This window comes from Roseibium sp. MMSF_3247, assembly GCF_030733765.1.
In the GTDB taxonomy this organism is placed as follows: Bacteria; Pseudomonadota; Alphaproteobacteria; order Rhizobiales; family Stappiaceae; genus Roseibium.
Map to the genome: position 1 here is coordinate 662,687 of NZ_JASHII010000002.1, position 17,904 is coordinate 680,590.

Below are 17,904 nucleotides of genomic sequence, written 5' to 3' on the forward strand. Positions count from 1 at the left end.
GTCATATGCGTTTTATGTCCGTCTTTGTGCCTTTGATCAGATACCCGAAAAGCGCAAGCTTTCGATATTCCCCGGTTTAGGTTTGGCAGTCGCTTCTGCCATCGCAGTGCGGAGTTGGGGGGAGGCAGATGCCGGTTGGACGGCAGAGGCAAGAGAAAACCCGCCCAATCGTCTCCGATGGGCGGGTTTTTTAGTGCTGGGCGCCGGGAGCCGCGCTGAGACCGGCGGTGGCCGGTCTGGGCGAACTCCCGGCTGAGGTCTTAGCTGCAGCCGGAAGTACTGCCGCAGGTGTCGCATTTCAGGCAAGTGCCGTTGCGCACCATGGTGAAGTTGCCGCACTCCGCACAGCTTTCGCCTTCATAGCCCTTCATCCGGGCCTGGGCGATCTGCTGAGCCGCTGTCTTGACCTGCGGGGCCGGGGAGACTTCTACGGCAACCGCCGCTTCCGCGCCGCGGGCAAAGGCCGTTGCGACGGCAGATGTCTGTGCTGCCGGGGTGCCGGCGAGTTCTGCGGTGATCGCCTGGGTGACTTCACCTGCCGGCTCATCAGAGACCAGGCGGAACCGCTCGGTCTGACCGCGGACGAGGCCATGGGACACCATGCCGTTGTCCTTCTTGTCCTTCATGGTGCCAGCCGAAACCTTGTCACCGCTGAAGACTTCCGGCGGAACGTGGGCCAGTTCATGGCGGCCAAGATAGGACACAGCCAGCTCGCGGAAGATATAGTCGAGGATCGACGTTGCGTTCTTGATCGCATCGTTGCCCTGAACCATGCCTGCCGGCTCGAACTTGGTGAAGGTGAAGGCGTCGACATACTCTTCGAGCGGTACGCCGTATTGCAGGCCGAGCGAGACGGAGATGGCGAAGTTGTTGATGAACGCGCGAAGGGCGGAGCCTTCCTTGTTCATGTCGATGAAGATCTCACCGAGACGGCCGTCTTCATATTCGCCGGTCCGCAGGAACACGGTGTGCCCGCCGATCTTTGCCTTCTGGGTGTAGCCCTTGCGGCGGGTCGGCAGTTTTTCCTGCTCGCGCACCACGCGTTCCACGATGCGCTCGACGATGCGTTCGGCAACGACCTCTGCCTTGGCAGCTGCCGGGAGAGCTGCGATTTCTTCTGCCGCATCCTCGGCTTCATCGTCGTCGTCGCTGAGCAGCTGGGAGTTGAGCGGCTGGCTGAGTTTGGAACCATCGCGGTACAGCGCGTTGGCTTTCAGCGCCAGCTTCCAGGAGAGCATGTATGCTTCCTTACAGTCCTCAACGGTCGCATCGTTCGGCATGTTGATCGTCTTGGAGATCGCGCCGGAGATGAACGGCTGGGCTGCAGCCATCATGCGGATGTGGCTTTCGACGCTCAAGAAACGCTTGCCGATGCGCCCGCACGGGTTGGCGCAGTCGAACACCGGGTAGTGTTCTTCCTTCAGGAACGGTGCGCCTTCCAGGGTCATCGCGCCGCATACATGGGTGTTGGCAGCCTCGATGTCAGCCTTGGAGAAGCCGAGGAACGACAGAAGTTCGAATTCCGGATCTTCCAGCTGCTCGTCGGTCACGCCGAGCGCTTTCATCTGATCGTCGCCAAGCGTCCAGCGGTTGAAGACGAACTTGATGTCGAAAGCGGACTTCATGCCGTCTTTCAGCTTGGCAAGGCTTTCGTCGGTAAAGCCCTTGGTCTTCAGCGAGGCCGGGTTGATGCCCGGTGCCTGGTCGATAGAGCCATGGCCCACGGCGTAAGCTTCTATCTCGCCGATTTCGCTTTCCGAGTAGCCGAGCTTGCGCAGGGCTTCAGGAACTGCGCGGTTGATGATCTTGAAGTATCCGCCGCCCGCGAGTTTCTTGAACTTCACCAGAGCAAAGTCCGGCTCAATGCCCGTCGTGTCGCAGTCCATGACCAGACCGATGGTGCCGGTCGGGGCGATCACGGTGGACTGGGCGTTGCGGAAGCCGTTCTTCTCGCCAAGCTCCAGAGCACGGTCCCAGGCCTTCTTGGCGCGGTCGATCAGGATTGGTTCCGGGCAAGACGCATGGTCGAGCGGCACCGGATTGGTGTTCAGACCCTCATAACCGTCAGCTTCGCCGTGGGCGGCCAGGCGGTGGTTGCGAATGACGCGCAGCATGTGCTTGGCGTTTTTCTTGTAGCCCGGGAAGGAGCCGAGTTCTCCGGCCATTTCGGCAGAAGTGGCGTAGGACACACCGGTCATGACCGCGGTGAGGGCACCACAAATGGCGCGGCCTTCGTCGGAGTCGTATGGAATGCCGGAGGTCATCAGAAGGCCGCCGATGTTGGCATAGCCAAGACCCAAGGTGCGGAACTTGTAGGACAGCTCGGCAATTTCCTTGGACGGGAACTGCGCCATCAGCACCGAGATTTCAAGAACAATGGTCCACAGACGGACGCCATGCTCGTAGTTGTCGATGGCAAACGAACCGTCTTCATTGCGGAACTGCATCAGGTTCAAGGACGCCAGGTTACAGGCCGTGTCGTCCAGGAACATGTATTCCGAGCAAGGGTTCGACGCGCGGATTTCGCCATCGGCAAGGCAGGTGTGCCAGTCGTTGATGGTGGTGTGGTATTGAAGGCCCGGGTCAGCAGACGCCCAGGCTGCGTAACCGATCTGCTCCCAAAGCTCCTTCGCCTTGACCGTTTTAAGTACGGTGTCGGTCTTGCGCGCGGTCAGGTCCCACTCTTTGTCTTCAACAACAGCGTTCAGGAAGCCGTCGGTGACGCGGACGGAGTTGTTGGAGTTTTGGCCGGCAACGGTCAGGTACGCTTCGGAATCCCAGTCCGTGTTGTAGGTCGGGAATTCGATCTTGGTGAAGCCCTGCTTGGCGAACTGGATGACGCGCTGGATGTAGTTCTCCGGCACCATCATCTTCTTGGCTGCGCGGATTTCGCGCTTCAGCGCCGGGTTTTTCGCCGGATCAAAGCAATCACCGTTGTCCGCTTCGCAGTTGACGCAGGCGCGCATGATGGCGGTCAAGTGCTTCTGGCAGATCTTGGAGCCGGTCACGAGGGCTGCAACCTTCTGCTCTTCCTTGACCTTCCAGTTGATGTACTCCTCGATGTCCGGATGGTCTGCGTCGACCACGACCATCTTCGCCGCGCGGCGGGTGGTGCCGCCGGACTTGATGGCGCCTGCGGCCCGGTCACCGATCTTCAAGAAGCTCATCAGACCGGACGACTTGCCGCCGCCGGAAAGTTTTTCACCCTCAGCACGGACGTGAGAGAAGTTGGAGCCGGTGCCGGAGCCGTACTTGAAGAGGCGCGCTTCACGCACCCACAGGTCCATGATGCCGCCGTCGTTGACGAGGTCGTCGCCAACGGACTGGATAAAGCACGCATGCGGCTGCGGGTGCTCGTAAGCGGTTTTGGATTTGGTCAGCTTGCCGGTCTGGAAATCGACATAGTAGTGGCCCTGGCTCGGGCCATCGATGCCGTATGCCCAGTGAAGACCGGTGTTGAACCATTGCGGGGAGTTCGGAGCGACTTTTTGAGTCGCGAGCATGTAACGCAGCTCGTCATAGAAGGCCTGGGCGTCGGATTCGGTGTCGAAATAGCCACCTTTCCAGCCCCAGTAGGTCCAGGTGCCTGCCAGCCGGTCAAAAACCTGGCGGCCATCCATTTCAGAGCCGTAGCGCTCGTCCTCGGGGAGTTTTGCTAGAGCTTTCTCGTCTGCTTCCTGCCGCCACAGCCAGGAAGGAACCGTATTCTCTTCCACCGGCTTCAGCTTGGCCGGAACGCCTGCCTTGCGGAAATATTTTTGAGCGAGGATGTCAGATGCGACCTGAGAGAATTGTGCCGGAACCTGAATGTCCTTCAGCTGGAAAACAATCGATCCATCCGGGTTCCGGATTTCACTGGTTGCTGTCCGGAAGTCTATGCTGGCGTAAGGCGATTGGCCTTCCTTGGTGTAGCGCCGCTCGATCCGCATTTTCTCAAGTCCCCTTTAAAATCCCCGACGGTTCGCCCCGAACCGATTGATCATTTCCACATTCGCCCGGCGTGGTGTCGTAACTGGCCTCTGCCGCCGGGTCTTGAGTCTGTATGTCACAGACTGGATGTCTGTATCTAGCGTCTCTTTGTTAATGATCCACTACATATAGTATTCATCAACAGGTTTGTCACGACATGTAGCCAGAAGCAGGACGCACGAAACCGCGCTCAGGATCAAGCTTTCGAATCCTGTACGGGTACGCTTAAGACTGGTGTTTCTGGATGACCGGAGCGCCCGGGAGAGCCTCCGATTACGCACATCGCAATGATTAGGAAACTAAAGTAAATGAATCCTTAAGGTCAACCCGCTGACGACAACAGGTAGTGCTCATGTTGTGGGCAAGCGCAAAATCTTGTGTGTCTATGTGGATAGCGGGGACCTTGGCACTCCGGCACTCCGGTGGCCTCGGGAAACAGCCGAAACAGGCAAAAGAGCCGTGATTATGGGCCGTGCAAAGTCTGTGGATGAGGATAGCTCAAATTTTATGAAACTTTTAAGAAAATGGCATCAGTGCACTTCAACGCGGTTTAAGCCCGGTCTGGTTTAGTGATCCTGCACAAGGGATCGAGGACCGCCTTTATGAAACATCATGCTGCCTTTGGCTTGGCGATGGATGACATTGACGTTGTTGTTGTTGAAGACAGCAAACCGATGCAAACCATCCTGCGCTCGACCCTTTTGAGCTTCAAGGTTGCGCGGGTGCGCACATTTGATTCGGTCGACGATGCTCTGGAAGCAAGCCTTGCCGAACCGCCCAATCTGATCATTACAGATTGGCGCATGGCCCCGACCACCGGATATCAGCTGTTGCGACTAATCCGTCACAAGCACATGGAACCGCTGTGTTTCGTACCGATTCTCTTTATCACCGCCCACGGCACACGGCCGCTTGTTGACAAGGCTCTGAGGGCAGGGGCGCATCATGTGCTGGTCAAACCATTGTCGCCGTCGACGCTTTATAAGCGAATCGAGTGGGTGCTTCATGACGACCGGCCGATGGTTCTTGAGAACTCCGGTTTCTACAACATCTATGGCATCCAGAAGCTGATGGATCAGCAGGCGGAGAAGATGAAGTCGCTTGCTGCCGCCCGGGTCAACCACAGGACAGCTGTCCAAAAACGCGCCGAGGTCGACGACGTGGTTCAGGAAGCCTTCGACAAGAAGAAGCAGCAGCCCGAGGAACCAAAAATCATTGGACGCGGGTTTGCGCAGCGCGCAAAGAAACAGTCAGCCGCTTCGCGCCATATCAGGAACGGCAGATCGGCCTAGAGTTTGCCGCCGTCTCACAGACCGCCAAACCTTTCCAGCTGGAAGAGTTACAAAGACCGGCAGGGTTGATGCTCCCTGTCACGATTCGTCGAAATTCCGGGGCTTGCGGCAATGCAGCACTGGACACCAGCGGCACTTGACGCCATAGTCCGGCAAAATTCCGAAGGCGTTTATAAGCCTTTGTTGATGCGACTTGAGATCAAGGGACCTTTCAAGGGCCATGAAAAAACTTTTGCTTGAAATCTTCACCTGGTGGAACGGCCATACAATGGGCACGCGGTTCTTCACATGGCGGAAGGGTGAGTTCGTCGGCGAAGATGAGTTCGGCAACAAGTACTACAAGGAACGCGACGGCAAGAAACGCTGGGTTATTTATAATGGCCTCGCGGAAGCTTCCAGCATTCCGCCAGGCTGGCATGGCTGGATGCATCACCGTGTCGACACGGCGCCGGTCGATGAAAACTACCACGCGAAGAGCTGGCAAAAGCCGCATGAGGCCAATCATACCGGAACACCGGAAGCCTATCGCCCTCACGGCTCGATCCTGACGCCGGAAAAACGCCCCGAAGTTACCGGCGATTATCAGGCGTGGACGCCGGGCCAGTAAGCCAGGTACCTATTTGTTTTTTTAAGGGCTCGCTGACGCGAGCCCTTTTTCGTGTGGCCGTTTGGGAGCGTGCCGCCATTCGGTTGAAGCCGGTTGGTGTGGACCCGGTTTGACGAACTGGCTCACAAATCGCCGTGTCATGCGTCTTTCGGACATCTCTTCTGATTTCGAGGGCAATCCGCATGTTCATCACCTACTCCCGTTTGACAGATCCGCAAGCAAACCAGCAGGTCGAACAGGTCAATCCGGACTTTGTCGGCATACGAGAAAAACTACAGGCAGGTCTTCAGGACACGGCGGCTTTGTCGGACAACCAAGCCCATGCCCAAAACCTGACAGCACTACGCGGCCGGCCTTGCCCACGGACAATGGTTGCCCCTGAACTGGCGGCGCAGTTGCAAACAATCAGTTTCGGTTTCAAGAAAAACAAAGATCCGGCGGACGTCTATCCCCTTCGGGCGATGGAGGCGACCGGGGCGCAGAACAGCAAGTTCCTGATTGGTCTGGAAACGGAGAGTGGAGACGTCGTACTCGGCGCGCCGGCTCTCAACCTCATGCAGTTTCTGGAGATCACGGAACTGCGGACCTATTATTGCACAACGCGGAAATCGGAAGGTAAGACGCAGGACCGTTATGGGACACGGCTCGTCGCGTTTCTGGTCATCGGCCGGGACCAGCAAAACGAAGCCAAGTACGTTTATCTCGCGGCGGCATCCGGCACATTTTCATCAACGGCCCTCGCGGTTCCAGCGGTTGGGCAAGATCCGACGCAAATGATTACCGCCGTTGAGAGGGCTGTCTCAACGTTCAACGCCCCCAGAAAAAACGACTACTATATGTACTGGTCGATCAACGATACCGGTTTGCAATTGTCGGCAGCGGACGGCAAAGGCAATCACGTCATCAACATCCGGTATTCCAGTTTTGTTGGCAAAACCCGGAGTTACCTGGACAACTTCAGCCTGATTTCTGTGGTCGATATCAAAAACATGATTTCAGGAATGTTCGAAAATCTGGAAGGCCTCAGTTTTCAAATCCCGTTCAAGAAGAATCCGTCCGGGCTGCCAATGACCTGTACCTTCGGTCATGGAGAATCCCGGAAAAACGGCACCATCGATATTTTTCAGAAAACCAAGTCCAAGCAATACAGCATCCCGCAGGTGGGCATTGGAGACTTGTTCACGATCGGCTCGCCGTTTTCATACACGAAGCAAACAATGGAGAGCCACCAGACCGAATTGGCCGTCACGACCGAACAAACCGACAGTGTGCAGCTGACCGTTCCGGCAGAATGCTATGTGGCAAACAGCTTTCCGGCGACGCCGCTGGTCGATGCCGTGACGATTGTACAGTTCTCCTACTTTACCGGAGAGTACGGCATGCAGCTGACCTCCACGAAAACAAACAATGACAATGTCAGCACACTCAAAGTTCTGCGAAAAAGCGGCTATATCGAAGTAGAGCAGGTCGCCAATCCGGGAAATCCTGTGATCACCGTTGCTGGCCTAGGGAACAGGGGAAACAACGATGTCTACCCCGGTGGTGCGGATCTGGGGCAGTTTCAGGACGTACAGTTGCCTTTCCGGGTAGCAAAACGGGAGGGTGATTTGTTCGTCTTGAGGCAGGTCGCAGGTGGCAGCAGCTGCTCATACAAATTTTCCTATAGTGAGGAAAATGAGCAGCTCACTGCCAATCAAGAAGCGGCAAACGAGATGAACTGCACATGTGTTTATGTCAGCGGTAACGGCTTTGCGACCGGATCCAACTACACCATCAGCATTCCCATCAGCACGCCGGCTTTTCTGTCCAGCATGGATGGCGCGCAGGCTGAAACAAACAAGGCGCTCACTGAAACGATTATCGGGTTTGTCTAGAAGGACGCGTCTGTTTGGCCGTCCAGGATGCGGAGGACGTCAGCACCAGTTGCCTTTGGGGAAAGCGCGTAGAAGTCGGTTTCCCGTTGGAGGGCGGAGCTCAAAAGGACGTTGTATTCATCCTTCGGAACTTCGAGTGTGCCGAACTTGGCAAGGTGGCCGGTGACGAATTGCGTATCGAGAAGCGTGTATCCGCCCTTTTTAAGCCGGGCCACCAAGTGTATCAGGCAGACCTTTGATGCATCCGTCTTGAAGGAGAACATGCTTTCTCCGAAGAAAGCACCGTTGAGGCTCACACCGTAGAGCCCGCCCACAAGATCCCCGTCCTGCCAGGCCTCGACCGTGTGGCAATGGCCCATCTCAAACAGCTCGCCGTAGAGCCGGCGGATCTCCCGGTTGATCCAGGTCTTTTGCCGGCCCGGCATGGGTGCAGAACATCCGTCAATGACGCCCTGAAAATCAGTGCTGATGCGGATTTCAAAGAGGTCGTTGCGGATTGTGCGTTTTAATCGGCGCGGAACATGGACAGTATCGAGCGGCAGGATGCCGCGCTGTTCGGGCTCCAGCCAGAACAGGCCCGGATCGTCGGCAGATTCGGCCATCGGAAACAGCCCGCAAGCATAGGCTTTCAGCAGCACCTGGGGCGTGATCTCGAAGATGACGTCGTTCTGGTATCCTGCCATGGATCCTCTTGGTTCCTCGCACTGGGACTGGCTTACAGAATCCCAGTACAGACAGCGTTATGGGAAAACCGCCTCTATAACAAATTGGGGCATGATCCCCGAACTTTCAAATGTAGTGTTTTCGAGTTCAAGGGTTTTGGAAACACCGAAAATCGAGTCTTCAACCGGCAATTCTGTTTTTGGGTCCACGCACACGGTGTTCTGCATGTCGGTAAGTGGACAAAGGTGAGCACCGAACGGCGGGACTGGCGCTGACCCCTGCAAAGAATAAGGGGCGTTGCCGCCCCTTATGACTTTACTTCTTGTTGGCCAGGTACTGCTCCAGCCAGTGAATGTCATACTGGCCGTTTGCGATATCCTGGTTTTCAACCAGGTTCCGGAACAGCGGGATGGTGGACTTGATCTCATCCACGACGAACTCATCCAAGCACCGGCGTAGGCGCATCATGCACTCCACACGGTTACGGCCATGCACGATCAGCTTGCCGATCAGGCTGTCATAATAGGGCGGGATCTTGTAGCCCTGATAAACACCTGAATCGACGCGCACACCCAAACCGCCCGGTGGGTGATAGTAGGTGATCGTGCCCGGAGACGGCGCGAAAGTTTGCGGGTCTTCCGCATTGATCCGGCACTCGATTGCATGACCGTCGAACGTGATGTCGTCCTGGGTCATATCCAGCGAGCCGCCGGCGGCAATCCGGATCTGCTCGTTCACCAGATCGATGCCGGTGATCATCTCGGTCACGGGATGCTCCACCTGAAGACGGGTGTTCATTTCGATGAAATAGAACTCGCCGTTTTCATACAGGAACTCAACAGTGCCAACGCCGCGATACTTCAGCTTGCGCATCGCATTGGCAACAATCTCACCAATTTCCGCGCGCTGTTCAGGGTTGAGGGACGGGGACGGGGCTTCTTCCAAAACCTTCTGGTGGCGGCGCTGCAAAGAGCAGTCGCGCTCACCCAGATGAACCGCATTGCCCTGTCCATCACCCAAGACCTGGATTTCGATATGCCGCGGCTTGCCGAGGTACTTTTCCATATAAAGGGCGTCGTCGCCGAAGGCAGCCTTTGCCTCTGAGCGGGCTGTTGACAGAGCGGTATCGAGTTCGGCTTCGGTCTGCGCAACCTTCATGCCGCGTCCGCCGCCACCGGCTGCGGCTTTCACGAGAACCGGATATCCGATTTCCCGGGCGATCGCATGCGCATCGTCTTGCGGCGTGACTGCACCATCTGATCCGGGGACCACTGGAATACCGAGATCCTTAGCCGTTTGCTTGGCCTGGATCTTGTCGCCCATGATCTTGATATGATCAGAGGTCGGGCCAATGAAGACAATGTTGTGCGCTTCCAGGATTTCAGCGAACCGGGCGTTTTCGGACAGGAAGCCGTAACCCGGGTGAACTGCGTCCGCGCCTGTGATTTCACAGGCGGCTAAAAGCTGCGGAATGTTGAGATAACTGTCCCGCGCCGCGGGTGGTCCAATGCATACGCTTTCATCAGCGAGACGGACATGCATGGCATCGGCATCTGCCGTGGAATGGACCGCGACTGTGGAAATGCCGAGCTCTTTACAAGCGCGCAGGATGCGCAGGGCAATTTCACCGCGGTTAGCAATGAGGATTTTGGAGAACATGGCCGGACCGGCTCCTTATTCGACGATAATGAGCGGTTCGCCGAATTCCACCGGCTGGGCGTCTTCCACAAGGATCTGCTTGACGGTGCCTGCCTTTGTGGACGGAATGTGGTTCATGGTTTTCATGGCTTCGATGATCAGGATCGTCTGACCTTCGGCCACCTTGTCGCCAACTTGAACGAAAGGCGCTGCGCCCGGTTCTGCTGCCATGTAGGCTGTGCCGACCATCGGGGAAGCCACGGTGCCCTGTGCTGGTGCGGCGTCAGCAGGCGCGGCTGCCGGAGCCGCCGCCGCGGCCGGTGTTGCAGCCGGGGCAGGGGCAGCAGGCGCTGCAACGCTGACCGGGGCGCTGATGGAAATCTGGCGCGCGACGCGGATCCGCGTGTCGCCTTTTTCCAGTTCGATCTCGGACAGATTGGTTTCATCAAGCAGCACCGCAAGATCGCGGATCAGGGCCGTATCGAAACTCTTGTTATCTTTGTTCATGTCTTCTGGCTCTCGTACTCGGGCCGCAACTAGCGCAACGCTGACGGAAATCTCCCGGCGGAACCGGTCAATAAAGTTATTGCCAAACCAATCCGGGTTTTAGACTGGACCGGCTTACTATTACCTGATCAACAACACGCTCTTTGCTCCGCCGGATTGTATAGCGGATCTAGATACTTTGTCTGATTTCCTTACGAAACCGACACAGCTCCTTATAGGCATTCAAATCAGGCAGGAAAACCCCTGAAAACGGATCTCTCATAAAGAAATCCGCTTTCGGAAGCCGTTCATTAACAGGTTGTTTCGCCGCAATTCTTCAGGTCGGAAAGCTTGGAGTTCAGCTGATCGTAGCCGACAGCTCCCATCACCACTTCATCTCCGATTACATAAGACGGTGTTCCCGTCAGTCCAAGACGGTTGGCCAGTGAGTAAACCTCTTCGATCGTCTGGCCCGCCTCGTCGGTTGCCATCGCTGCTTGGAGATCTTCAGTCGATATGCCAGCGCCCGTTGCAGCTTCCATGGCGCTGGCAAGATTGGCCTGACCGCGACGGGTCATGAGCGCCTCATGGAAAGCATGATACTTTTCCGGTGCAACGGAGTTGACCGCGATCGCGACCTGAGCTGCTTCGACAGACGGCTGGCCGAGCACCGGGAACTCTTTCAGAACCACTCGCAGATCAGGGTTCTCGTCCATCAAGCGGACCATGTCGCCATAGGCGCGTTTGCAGTAGCCGCAGTTGTAATCGAAAAACTCGACCAGTGTGACTGAGCCCTGCGGGTTCCCGAGCACGACCTGGCGGGTCGAGTTATATAGAATATCCGCGCTGCTGGTGAGCACTTCGCGGCGCGCAGCTTCTTCAGCTTCCTGTTCCCGGCGTTCCAGCTCTGTCAGAGCCTCTGTGATGATTTCGGGGTTTTTCAGAATGTACTCGCGCACGATCTTTTCAATTTCGCCCCGGTCGATGTCTTGTGCGATCGCAGGCGTGCTGAAGACCGAAATGGTCAATCCGAGTGCAGCTGCAAATCGGGCCATCGGCATACGCAGCAAATTTGAGAAAGGGGTCATGTCATGCTCCTGAGGCTGATGGCAAAAGCGCATCAGCCGTGAGGTCAAAGTAATCAGCGCCGTTGTCCTGGCACGCTGGGTGGCTTGTAGGCGACAATATCATCTGCTTGCAGCCATGCAGCTGACCCGCGGTTCAAACTTTTTTGAGCGCGGGCGGCGTACCGTTTGGCAGCCTCGAATTCCCCTCGCACCATCAGGCCCTTGGCTGTCGCAAGATCGGCTTCGGCCCGTTCCCCTTGGCGCCCGTGCGCGATCGCAAGCTGTGCGTAGGCGGTGCCTGAGTTGGAATCGCGCTGTATTGCGCGCTTCAACACGCTTTCCGCTTCAGCAAGATTGGCCGGATTGTTGGATGCAACCAGGGCATAGCCAAGCCAGACCATGAATTGCGGCTCGTTTGGCCGAATCGAGAGCGCTCTGCGGAATGGGGCGATCGCGCTTTTCGGATCACCGCCTTCAAGGAGGGCTTGGCCCTTCAGCTCATGAAAATAGGGATTTGTCGGATGTTGCCGGATCAGCTTGTCGATCTCGCCCACAGCGCCCTTGCCACGGCTCTGCATGGCTGCAATGGCCCGTGCATACTGCGCTGGCAGGCTTTTGTCCTTGCGCGGATAGGTGCGCAAGGTCGCTGACGGATGGCTGGTGAAGGCAAACAGTTTTGCCTTAGCCATATCGTGCCGATGTTGCAGGACGTAATCCTCAGGCTTGTCAAAGTGCTTTGACTCCTGAGCTTCCCGCAAGAGCCCATTGAAGCGGTCCTGGGCCATTGGGTGGCTGATCGCATAAGGGTCTGCAAATTGCTTTGAAAACATTTGCTGCTCGGCCATGCGCTGGAAGTTGCGCAACAGACCGCGGGCGCTTTGACCGGTCTGATCCAGATAGCGCAGCGCCGCGCGGTCGGCTGCCGCTTCTTCGCTGCGCCGGTAGGCGAGGAACGAGCGTTGGCCGAGAGAGCCGGCGCCGACAATGGCCGCCGCACCGCCGCTTGTGGCCGAACCGGAGCCGCTGGCAGCACCAGCAGCTGCGGCGCCAGCCCCCAAGATCATGGCGATAACCGACATGATCTGGGCATTTGAAGCCGCGGCCCGCATGCGAACGAGGTGGCGGCCTGCAATGTGGCCGGTCTCATGCGCCAGAACGCCAATGACTTCGCCAGGTGTTTCCGATTCCAGGATCACGCCGATGTTGATGAACATCCGGCGGGAATCAGGAACGAAGGCGTTGAATGTCTTGTCATTGACGAGAATGATCGTGGGTTCGGAACTGCCGATACCGGCAACGCGGAAGATCGGTTTCGCATAATCGCGCAAGAGACCTTCCACTTCCGCATCGCGAACCAGCGGCAGTTTTCTTTGTGCGTGGGCAGGAGAAAGCAGAATCGGCAAGACCAAAGCGGCAGCGCAGGTCAAGGTCACCGCTTTCCGCGCGGTTGCAGCAGGCGTTTTGATCAGGCAAGCGAGACCGCGAACAGGCGCGGCAAGGACTTCTGTGAGGCCTTTTGGGCGATCGGATGACAAGGGCATTCCAGAGCGTTGAAACATGTTTGTGGCGAAGGTATGGGCCGGAACCCTTGGGGTCAAGAAATGCCGGATCCAATAAAGAAAAATTCAGCGTCATTTGTTTCTGCGGCGGCGCTGCCTTTTTCAGGGACTTGCGCAAAGGTTCATCCGCGTTTAGGGGCAGGGGTTAATTGGCCTTAAAGGCGCTTGCAGTTCAAAAGGATCAGACATGGCATCGGACCGTTTTCAGCCGTCAAAACGCAGTGATGTTGCACCGTTCATTGCCATGGATGTGTTGTCGGAAGCGGCCTCTTTGGAAGCTGCCGGACGGTCCATCATCCATATGGAGGTTGGGCAGCCATCTGCTCCGGCACCAAAAACTGCCCTTGCGGCGGCGGATGCAGCACTGAAACACGGCAAGCTGGGATACACGGAAGCTCTCGGGATCAAGCCGTTGCGGGAGGCTTTGTCCGCTCATTATCGGAAGGCGTATGGGGTGGATGCGCCGTCTGGCAGGATCATGGCAACGACCGGATCTTCCGCCGGGTTCAATCTGGCCTTCCTGGCAGCGTTTGATCCCGGCGACCGCATCGTCCTGACTGCTCCGGGGTATCCGGCCTATCGGAACATCATCAAAGCCTTGGGCCTAATACCGGTCGAAGTCGAAGTGGGAGCGGAGACCCGTTGGAGCCTGACGCCAGACCATTTGGATGATGCGCAAAAGGATGGTCCGGTGCGGGGTGTTCTTGTTGCAAGTCCGGCAAATCCGACCGGCACCATGATGACTGCGGAAGCCTTGTCCGATCTGATCGCATATTGTGATCAAGCCGGGATCTGGTTCATCTCCGACGAGATCTATCATGGGCTGGATTATACCGGAGAACAAAAAACAGCTCTCGAAACATCGCAAAACGCCATTATCATCAACAGCTTCTCGAAATATTATTGTATGACCGGCTGGCGGATTGGCTGGATGGTGCTGCCCGAACAACTTGTCAGGCCAACTGAACGCATTGCGCAGAGCCTTTACATATCACCACCGGAGCTGTCCCAGATCGCAGCCGCGTCGGCGCTGGATGCTGTTCAGGAACTGGAGGCTGTCAAAGCTGGCTATGCGGCAAACCGGGAATTGCTGGTGAAGGGATTGCCGGAGATCGGACTTGACAAACTGTTGCCGGTGGACGGCGCATTTTACATCTACGCGGACATCAGCCGTTTCAGCGATGACAGCCTCGATTTTGCAAAACGGATGCTTCATGAGGCCGGGGTCGCAGCGACGCCGGGTGTTGATTTTGATCCGGTCCATGGCAAGGAGTTCATGCGTTTCTCCTTCGCCGGCGCTCATGACGACATGAAAACCGCTTTGCAGCGTTTGAAGGACTGGATCTGATAAGCGCCAGCGAAGCCCGGTTTTCAAACAAAAAAGGCGGCCACGACGGCCGCCTTTAATTTTTTTGGCGTGATGCTGAGCGATCTTTAGAAGAACGATCGTCCGCGTTGCCACCAACCGCCGCGTTTCGGCTTGTCAGCTTTTTCTTCGCCAGACGTTTCACTCGTCACAACAGGTTCGGCTGGAGCAGAAGGCTTAATCGGCTCTTCCGGCTCTTCTGCAACCGCTTCAGCTTCGACCGGCTGCTCGGAGACTGGAGTATCGATGACGATGTCTTGCGGTTCATCCGCTTGAGCGACCCGTTCCTCAGTGCTTTCCGCAGTTTCACTCTCCGCTGCCTGTAAAGGTTCTACAGGTTCAGACGGCTCCGATGCGCTTGCATCGACGCCATTAACCGGCTGATCCGGGGTGCCGGGGGCGGCAGCCGCGACAGTTTCCGATCCCGGTGCATCGGATACCGCGGTTACTTCAGTCGGTTGAGCGTCCGAGCTGTCGTCAGAGACAGGTGCATCAGAAGAGTCACCGTCACCGTCAGCATCGTCCGCCCGGTTTTCCATCTCGTCGTCACGGCGCCCGCGGCGTCCGCCCCGGCGGCCCCGGCGCCGTTTGCGGCGCGGCTCATCGTCGTTGTCGTCGTCCGAGCCGCGCGCTTCGGCCTGTTCGCCATCAGCGTTTTCGCTGTCGGCATTTGCCTCTGAGGTCTCGTCGTTTTGAGCGTCGGAACCACTCCGGCGGCGCTTGCGGCGGCGACGGCGGCGGCGGTCGCCATTGTCATCGTCCTGCTGAGCTTGTTCTTCAACAACCGGCTGCTCGGTATCTTCGTCGATGATATCGATCATGTCCGGCTGGACAGTCGCTGTCGGCATTGGTTGACGATCGCGATCAATCAGGGCGCCGCGTTCCAGAACATACAGCTGCCCATTGACCATGTGGTCTGCCTGGACCTCGATCCCGACCAGGAACCGCACCTCAAGATCGAACAGGTTCGAGCGTTTTTGATTGAGGATATAAAGAGCGACTTCTGCCGACGTCCGGATGATCAGATCGTGCGTTGCGCCCTTCAAAAGGTTGTCTTCGATGGACCGCAGTACGTGGAGTGCTACAGATTCCACAGACCGGATCATGCCCGTGCCCTGACAATGCGGACATGGTGTTGTGGAGCTCTCCAGAACACCGGTGCGCAGCCGCTGACGCGACATTTCCAGTAGACCGAAATGGGAAATCCGTCCGACCTGGATCCGCGCGCGGTCGTTTTTCAAGCAGTCCTTCAGTTTCCGCTCGACCGCCCGATTGTTTTTCGATTCCTCCATATCGATGAAGTCGATGACAACAAGTCCGGCAAGGTCGCGCAGGCGCAACTGCCTGGTCACTTCCTCGGCGGCTTCCAAGTTGGTCTGAAGGGCGGTGTCCTCGATATTGTGTTCGCGGGTCGACTTGCCCGAGTTCACGTCGATGGAAACCAGAGCCTCGGTCTGGTTGATAACAATGTATCCGCCTGACTTTAGGGTCACGTGCGGAGAGAACATGGCATCAAGCTGCGGTTCCACGCCATAGCGGATGAACAGCGGGGAGGGGTCGCGATACGGCTGGACGTTCTTGGCATGGCTCGGCATGAGCATGCGCATGAAGTCTTTTGCTTCCCGGTAGCCTTCGTCGCCGGCGACCGAAACCTCGTCAATGTCCTTGTTGTAGAGGTCCCTGATCGATCGTTTGATCAGACTGCCTTCCTCATAAACGAGACTCGGCGCGCTCGATTTTAATGTCAGCTCGCGCACATTCTCCCAGAGCCGCATGAGATATTCAAAGTCGCGCTTGATCTCTGCCTTGGTGCGGCTTGCGCCTGCAGTGCGCAGGATAACGCCCATGCCTTCCGGCACATCCAGCTCAGTTGCGATTTTCTTGAGCCGCTTGCGGTCTGTTGGCTGTGTGATCTTGCGGGAGATCCCGCCACCACGGGCCGTGTTCGGCATCAAAACGGAATACCGGCCTGCCAAGGACAAATAGGTGGTTAGAGCCGCGCCCTTGTTGCCGCGCTCTTCTTTTACGACTTGCACCAGGATGATCTGGCGGCGCTTGATGACTTCCTGGATCTTGTACTGCTTGCGCATCGGAGCGCGGCGCTCCGGCACTTCTTCCAGGGCGTCTTCCGCGCCAACGGATTCGACTTCATCGTCGCCGTTGTCACCGGCATCGTCGCTTGATGCAGCTTCAACGTCAGACTTGCGGCGGCGCCGGCGGCGAGCACGGGCCGGTTTGGCATCATCTTCGTTTTCATCAGACGCGGTCTCTGCGTCCGCGTCTGCATCAGCAGATTGGGCATCGACGGTGTTCTCATCAGCTGTTTCGCTATCGGAGACGGCATCAGCATCGGCTTCGTCGTTGCTCTCGGCAGCTACCGATTGCGTAGCTTCTGAATCACTGTCGGCATGTGCTTCTGGATCAGACCCGTCTTCGTCTGCGGCCTTGACCTTGTCACTGGCAACAGTATCGCCATCTGACTCGTTGCGGGCTGCCCGTGACCGGCGCCGGCGTTTCGGCTTTTCTTCCTGTTCGGTTTCGTCGGGTTGGCGCTCGGCAGCTTCGGCCGCAAGCAAAGCCTCCCGGTCGGCAACCGGGATTTGATAGTAGTCCGGGTGAATTTCGCTGAATGCCAGAAAACCGTGCCGGTTTCCGCCGTATTCTACAAAAGCTGCCTGAAGGGAGGGTTCGACCCGTGTGACCTTCGCCAGATAAATGTTACCACGCAGCTGTTTGCGATTCGCTGCTTCAAAATCGAATTCTTCAACCCGATTGCCGCGGACGACGACGACCCGGGTCTCTTCCGGGTGGCCCGCGTCGATCAGCATCTTGTTTGCCATTATTGAATTTCTCCACGGCGGCGCTCATGTGCGCGCATCTGAAGCGCGCATCGCCCGAAAGGAGGATGGCCGCCGTACTTGTTTTGCTGTTGTGAGCAAGGGCGTCTGCGCCCGGCGCGTTTGGCTGATCAAAACAAGCGGCCGCACCTAAGGCGGGGGCTTGTTCGATGTTGATCAGCATTTGCATCACGCGGGTCCTTCGGGGCAACGCAAGCCCTTGAGTTAAGTCTATCAATCTGTGTTCCGGCTCAGCTGGCCTCGTGGCCATGGATCTGGTCCCGGTCGGGTCAGGCTGGTCTGGTTATCCCCTTCGACCCCGAAAGGCTGCGCGTTCAAACGTTTGCAGCGCCTAGGAGCGATGGATCATCAGCAACCGCCGATATGCTGTCCATTTGAGGTTTCGGATCGCCCGTGATACGGCAGAACGGCCTCTGTTCTATCGTTTTATGGGCCCGCAAACCGATGGCATTGTGGATATGTCCATCCTTTTGCCACATCGGACAGTATCGGTTTCAAACCTGAATCCGTAAGGTACTTTTACGA

At 57.1% G+C, this 17,904-nt stretch carries 11 protein-coding genes; 4 read left to right on the forward strand and 7 right to left on the reverse strand.

The genetic code is table 11. The features are described 5' to 3' along the window. Window positions 1–260 precede the first annotated feature (260 nt). Window positions 261–3,929: a vitamin B12-dependent ribonucleotide reductase gene (locus RBB44_RS08485; protein WP_306146960.1), complete on the reverse strand. Its 3,669-nt coding sequence runs from the start codon at window positions 3,927–3,929 to the stop codon at window positions 261–263. A gap of 642 nt (window positions 3,930–4,571) precedes the next feature. On the opposite strand from RBB44_RS08485, the gene RBB44_RS08490 reads away from it, so the two are divergent. The 3 genes from RBB44_RS08490 to RBB44_RS08500 all read left to right on the forward strand — a co-directional run bounded on the left by RBB44_RS08490 (window position 4,572) and on the right by RBB44_RS08500 (window position 7,742). Beyond that, window positions 4,572–5,261 (forward strand): response regulator, encoded by a 690-nt coding sequence (locus RBB44_RS08490; protein WP_133950191.1) that lies wholly within the window; start codon window positions 4,572–4,574, stop codon window positions 5,259–5,261. A gap of 220 nt (window positions 5,262–5,481) precedes the next feature. Further along, entirely contained in the window at window positions 5,482–5,868 is a 387-nt protein-coding gene (locus RBB44_RS08495) for an NADH:ubiquinone oxidoreductase subunit NDUFA12 (protein WP_133950189.1), read from the forward strand. Window positions 5,869–6,050: 182 nt separating this feature from the next. Then, window positions 6,051–7,742 carry a hypothetical protein gene (locus RBB44_RS08500; RefSeq protein WP_306146962.1) on the forward strand — a complete coding sequence of 564 codons (1,692 nt, stop codon included), beginning with the start codon at window positions 6,051–6,053 and terminating at the stop codon, window positions 7,740–7,742. Here RBB44_RS08500 and aat read toward each other — a convergent pair. The 5 genes from aat to RBB44_RS08525 form a co-directional block, all read right to left on the reverse strand. Continuing rightward, complete coding sequence (gene aat / locus RBB44_RS08505; RefSeq protein ID WP_306146963.1) at window positions 7,739–8,425, reverse strand: leucyl/phenylalanyl-tRNA--protein transferase; 687 nt, start codon at window positions 8,423–8,425, stop codon at window positions 7,739–7,741. The two genes, RBB44_RS08500 and aat, sit on opposite strands and share 4 nt — an antisense overlap. A gap of 295 nt (window positions 8,426–8,720) precedes the next feature. Then, window positions 8,721–10,064: an acetyl-CoA carboxylase biotin carboxylase subunit gene (accC, locus tag RBB44_RS08510; RefSeq protein WP_209177678.1), complete on the reverse strand. Its 1,344-nt coding sequence runs from the start codon at window positions 10,062–10,064 to the stop codon at window positions 8,721–8,723. Window positions 10,065–10,079: 15 nt separating this feature from the next. Further along, complete coding sequence (gene accB, locus RBB44_RS08515) at window positions 10,080–10,550, reverse strand: acetyl-CoA carboxylase biotin carboxyl carrier protein (protein ID WP_306146965.1); 471 nt, start codon at window positions 10,548–10,550, stop codon at window positions 10,080–10,082. 290 nt (window positions 10,551–10,840) lie between these two features. Further along, window positions 10,841–11,617 (reverse strand): DsbA family protein, encoded by a 777-nt coding sequence (locus RBB44_RS08520; RefSeq protein WP_306146966.1) that lies wholly within the window; start codon window positions 11,615–11,617, stop codon window positions 10,841–10,843. 53 nt (window positions 11,618–11,670) lie between these two features. Continuing rightward, complete coding sequence (locus RBB44_RS08525) at window positions 11,671–13,137, reverse strand: M48 family metalloprotease (RefSeq protein ID WP_306147311.1); 1,467 nt, start codon at window positions 13,135–13,137, stop codon at window positions 11,671–11,673. A gap of 205 nt (window positions 13,138–13,342) precedes the next feature. Here RBB44_RS08525 and RBB44_RS08530 point away from each other — a divergent pair, with 205 nt between their 5' ends. Further along, window positions 13,343–14,503, forward strand: a complete 1,161-nt coding sequence (locus tag RBB44_RS08530) for a pyridoxal phosphate-dependent aminotransferase (protein WP_306146967.1) — start codon at window positions 13,343–13,345, stop codon at window positions 14,501–14,503. An 86-nt stretch (window positions 14,504–14,589) separates the two neighbouring features. Here the strand turns inward: RBB44_RS08530 and RBB44_RS08535 are convergent, their stop codons facing one another. Next, window positions 14,590–17,361, reverse strand: coding sequence for a ribonuclease E/G (locus tag RBB44_RS08535; protein WP_306146968.1), 2,772 nt, complete (start codon window positions 17,359–17,361; stop codon window positions 14,590–14,592). Window positions 17,362–17,904 lie beyond the last annotated feature (543 nt).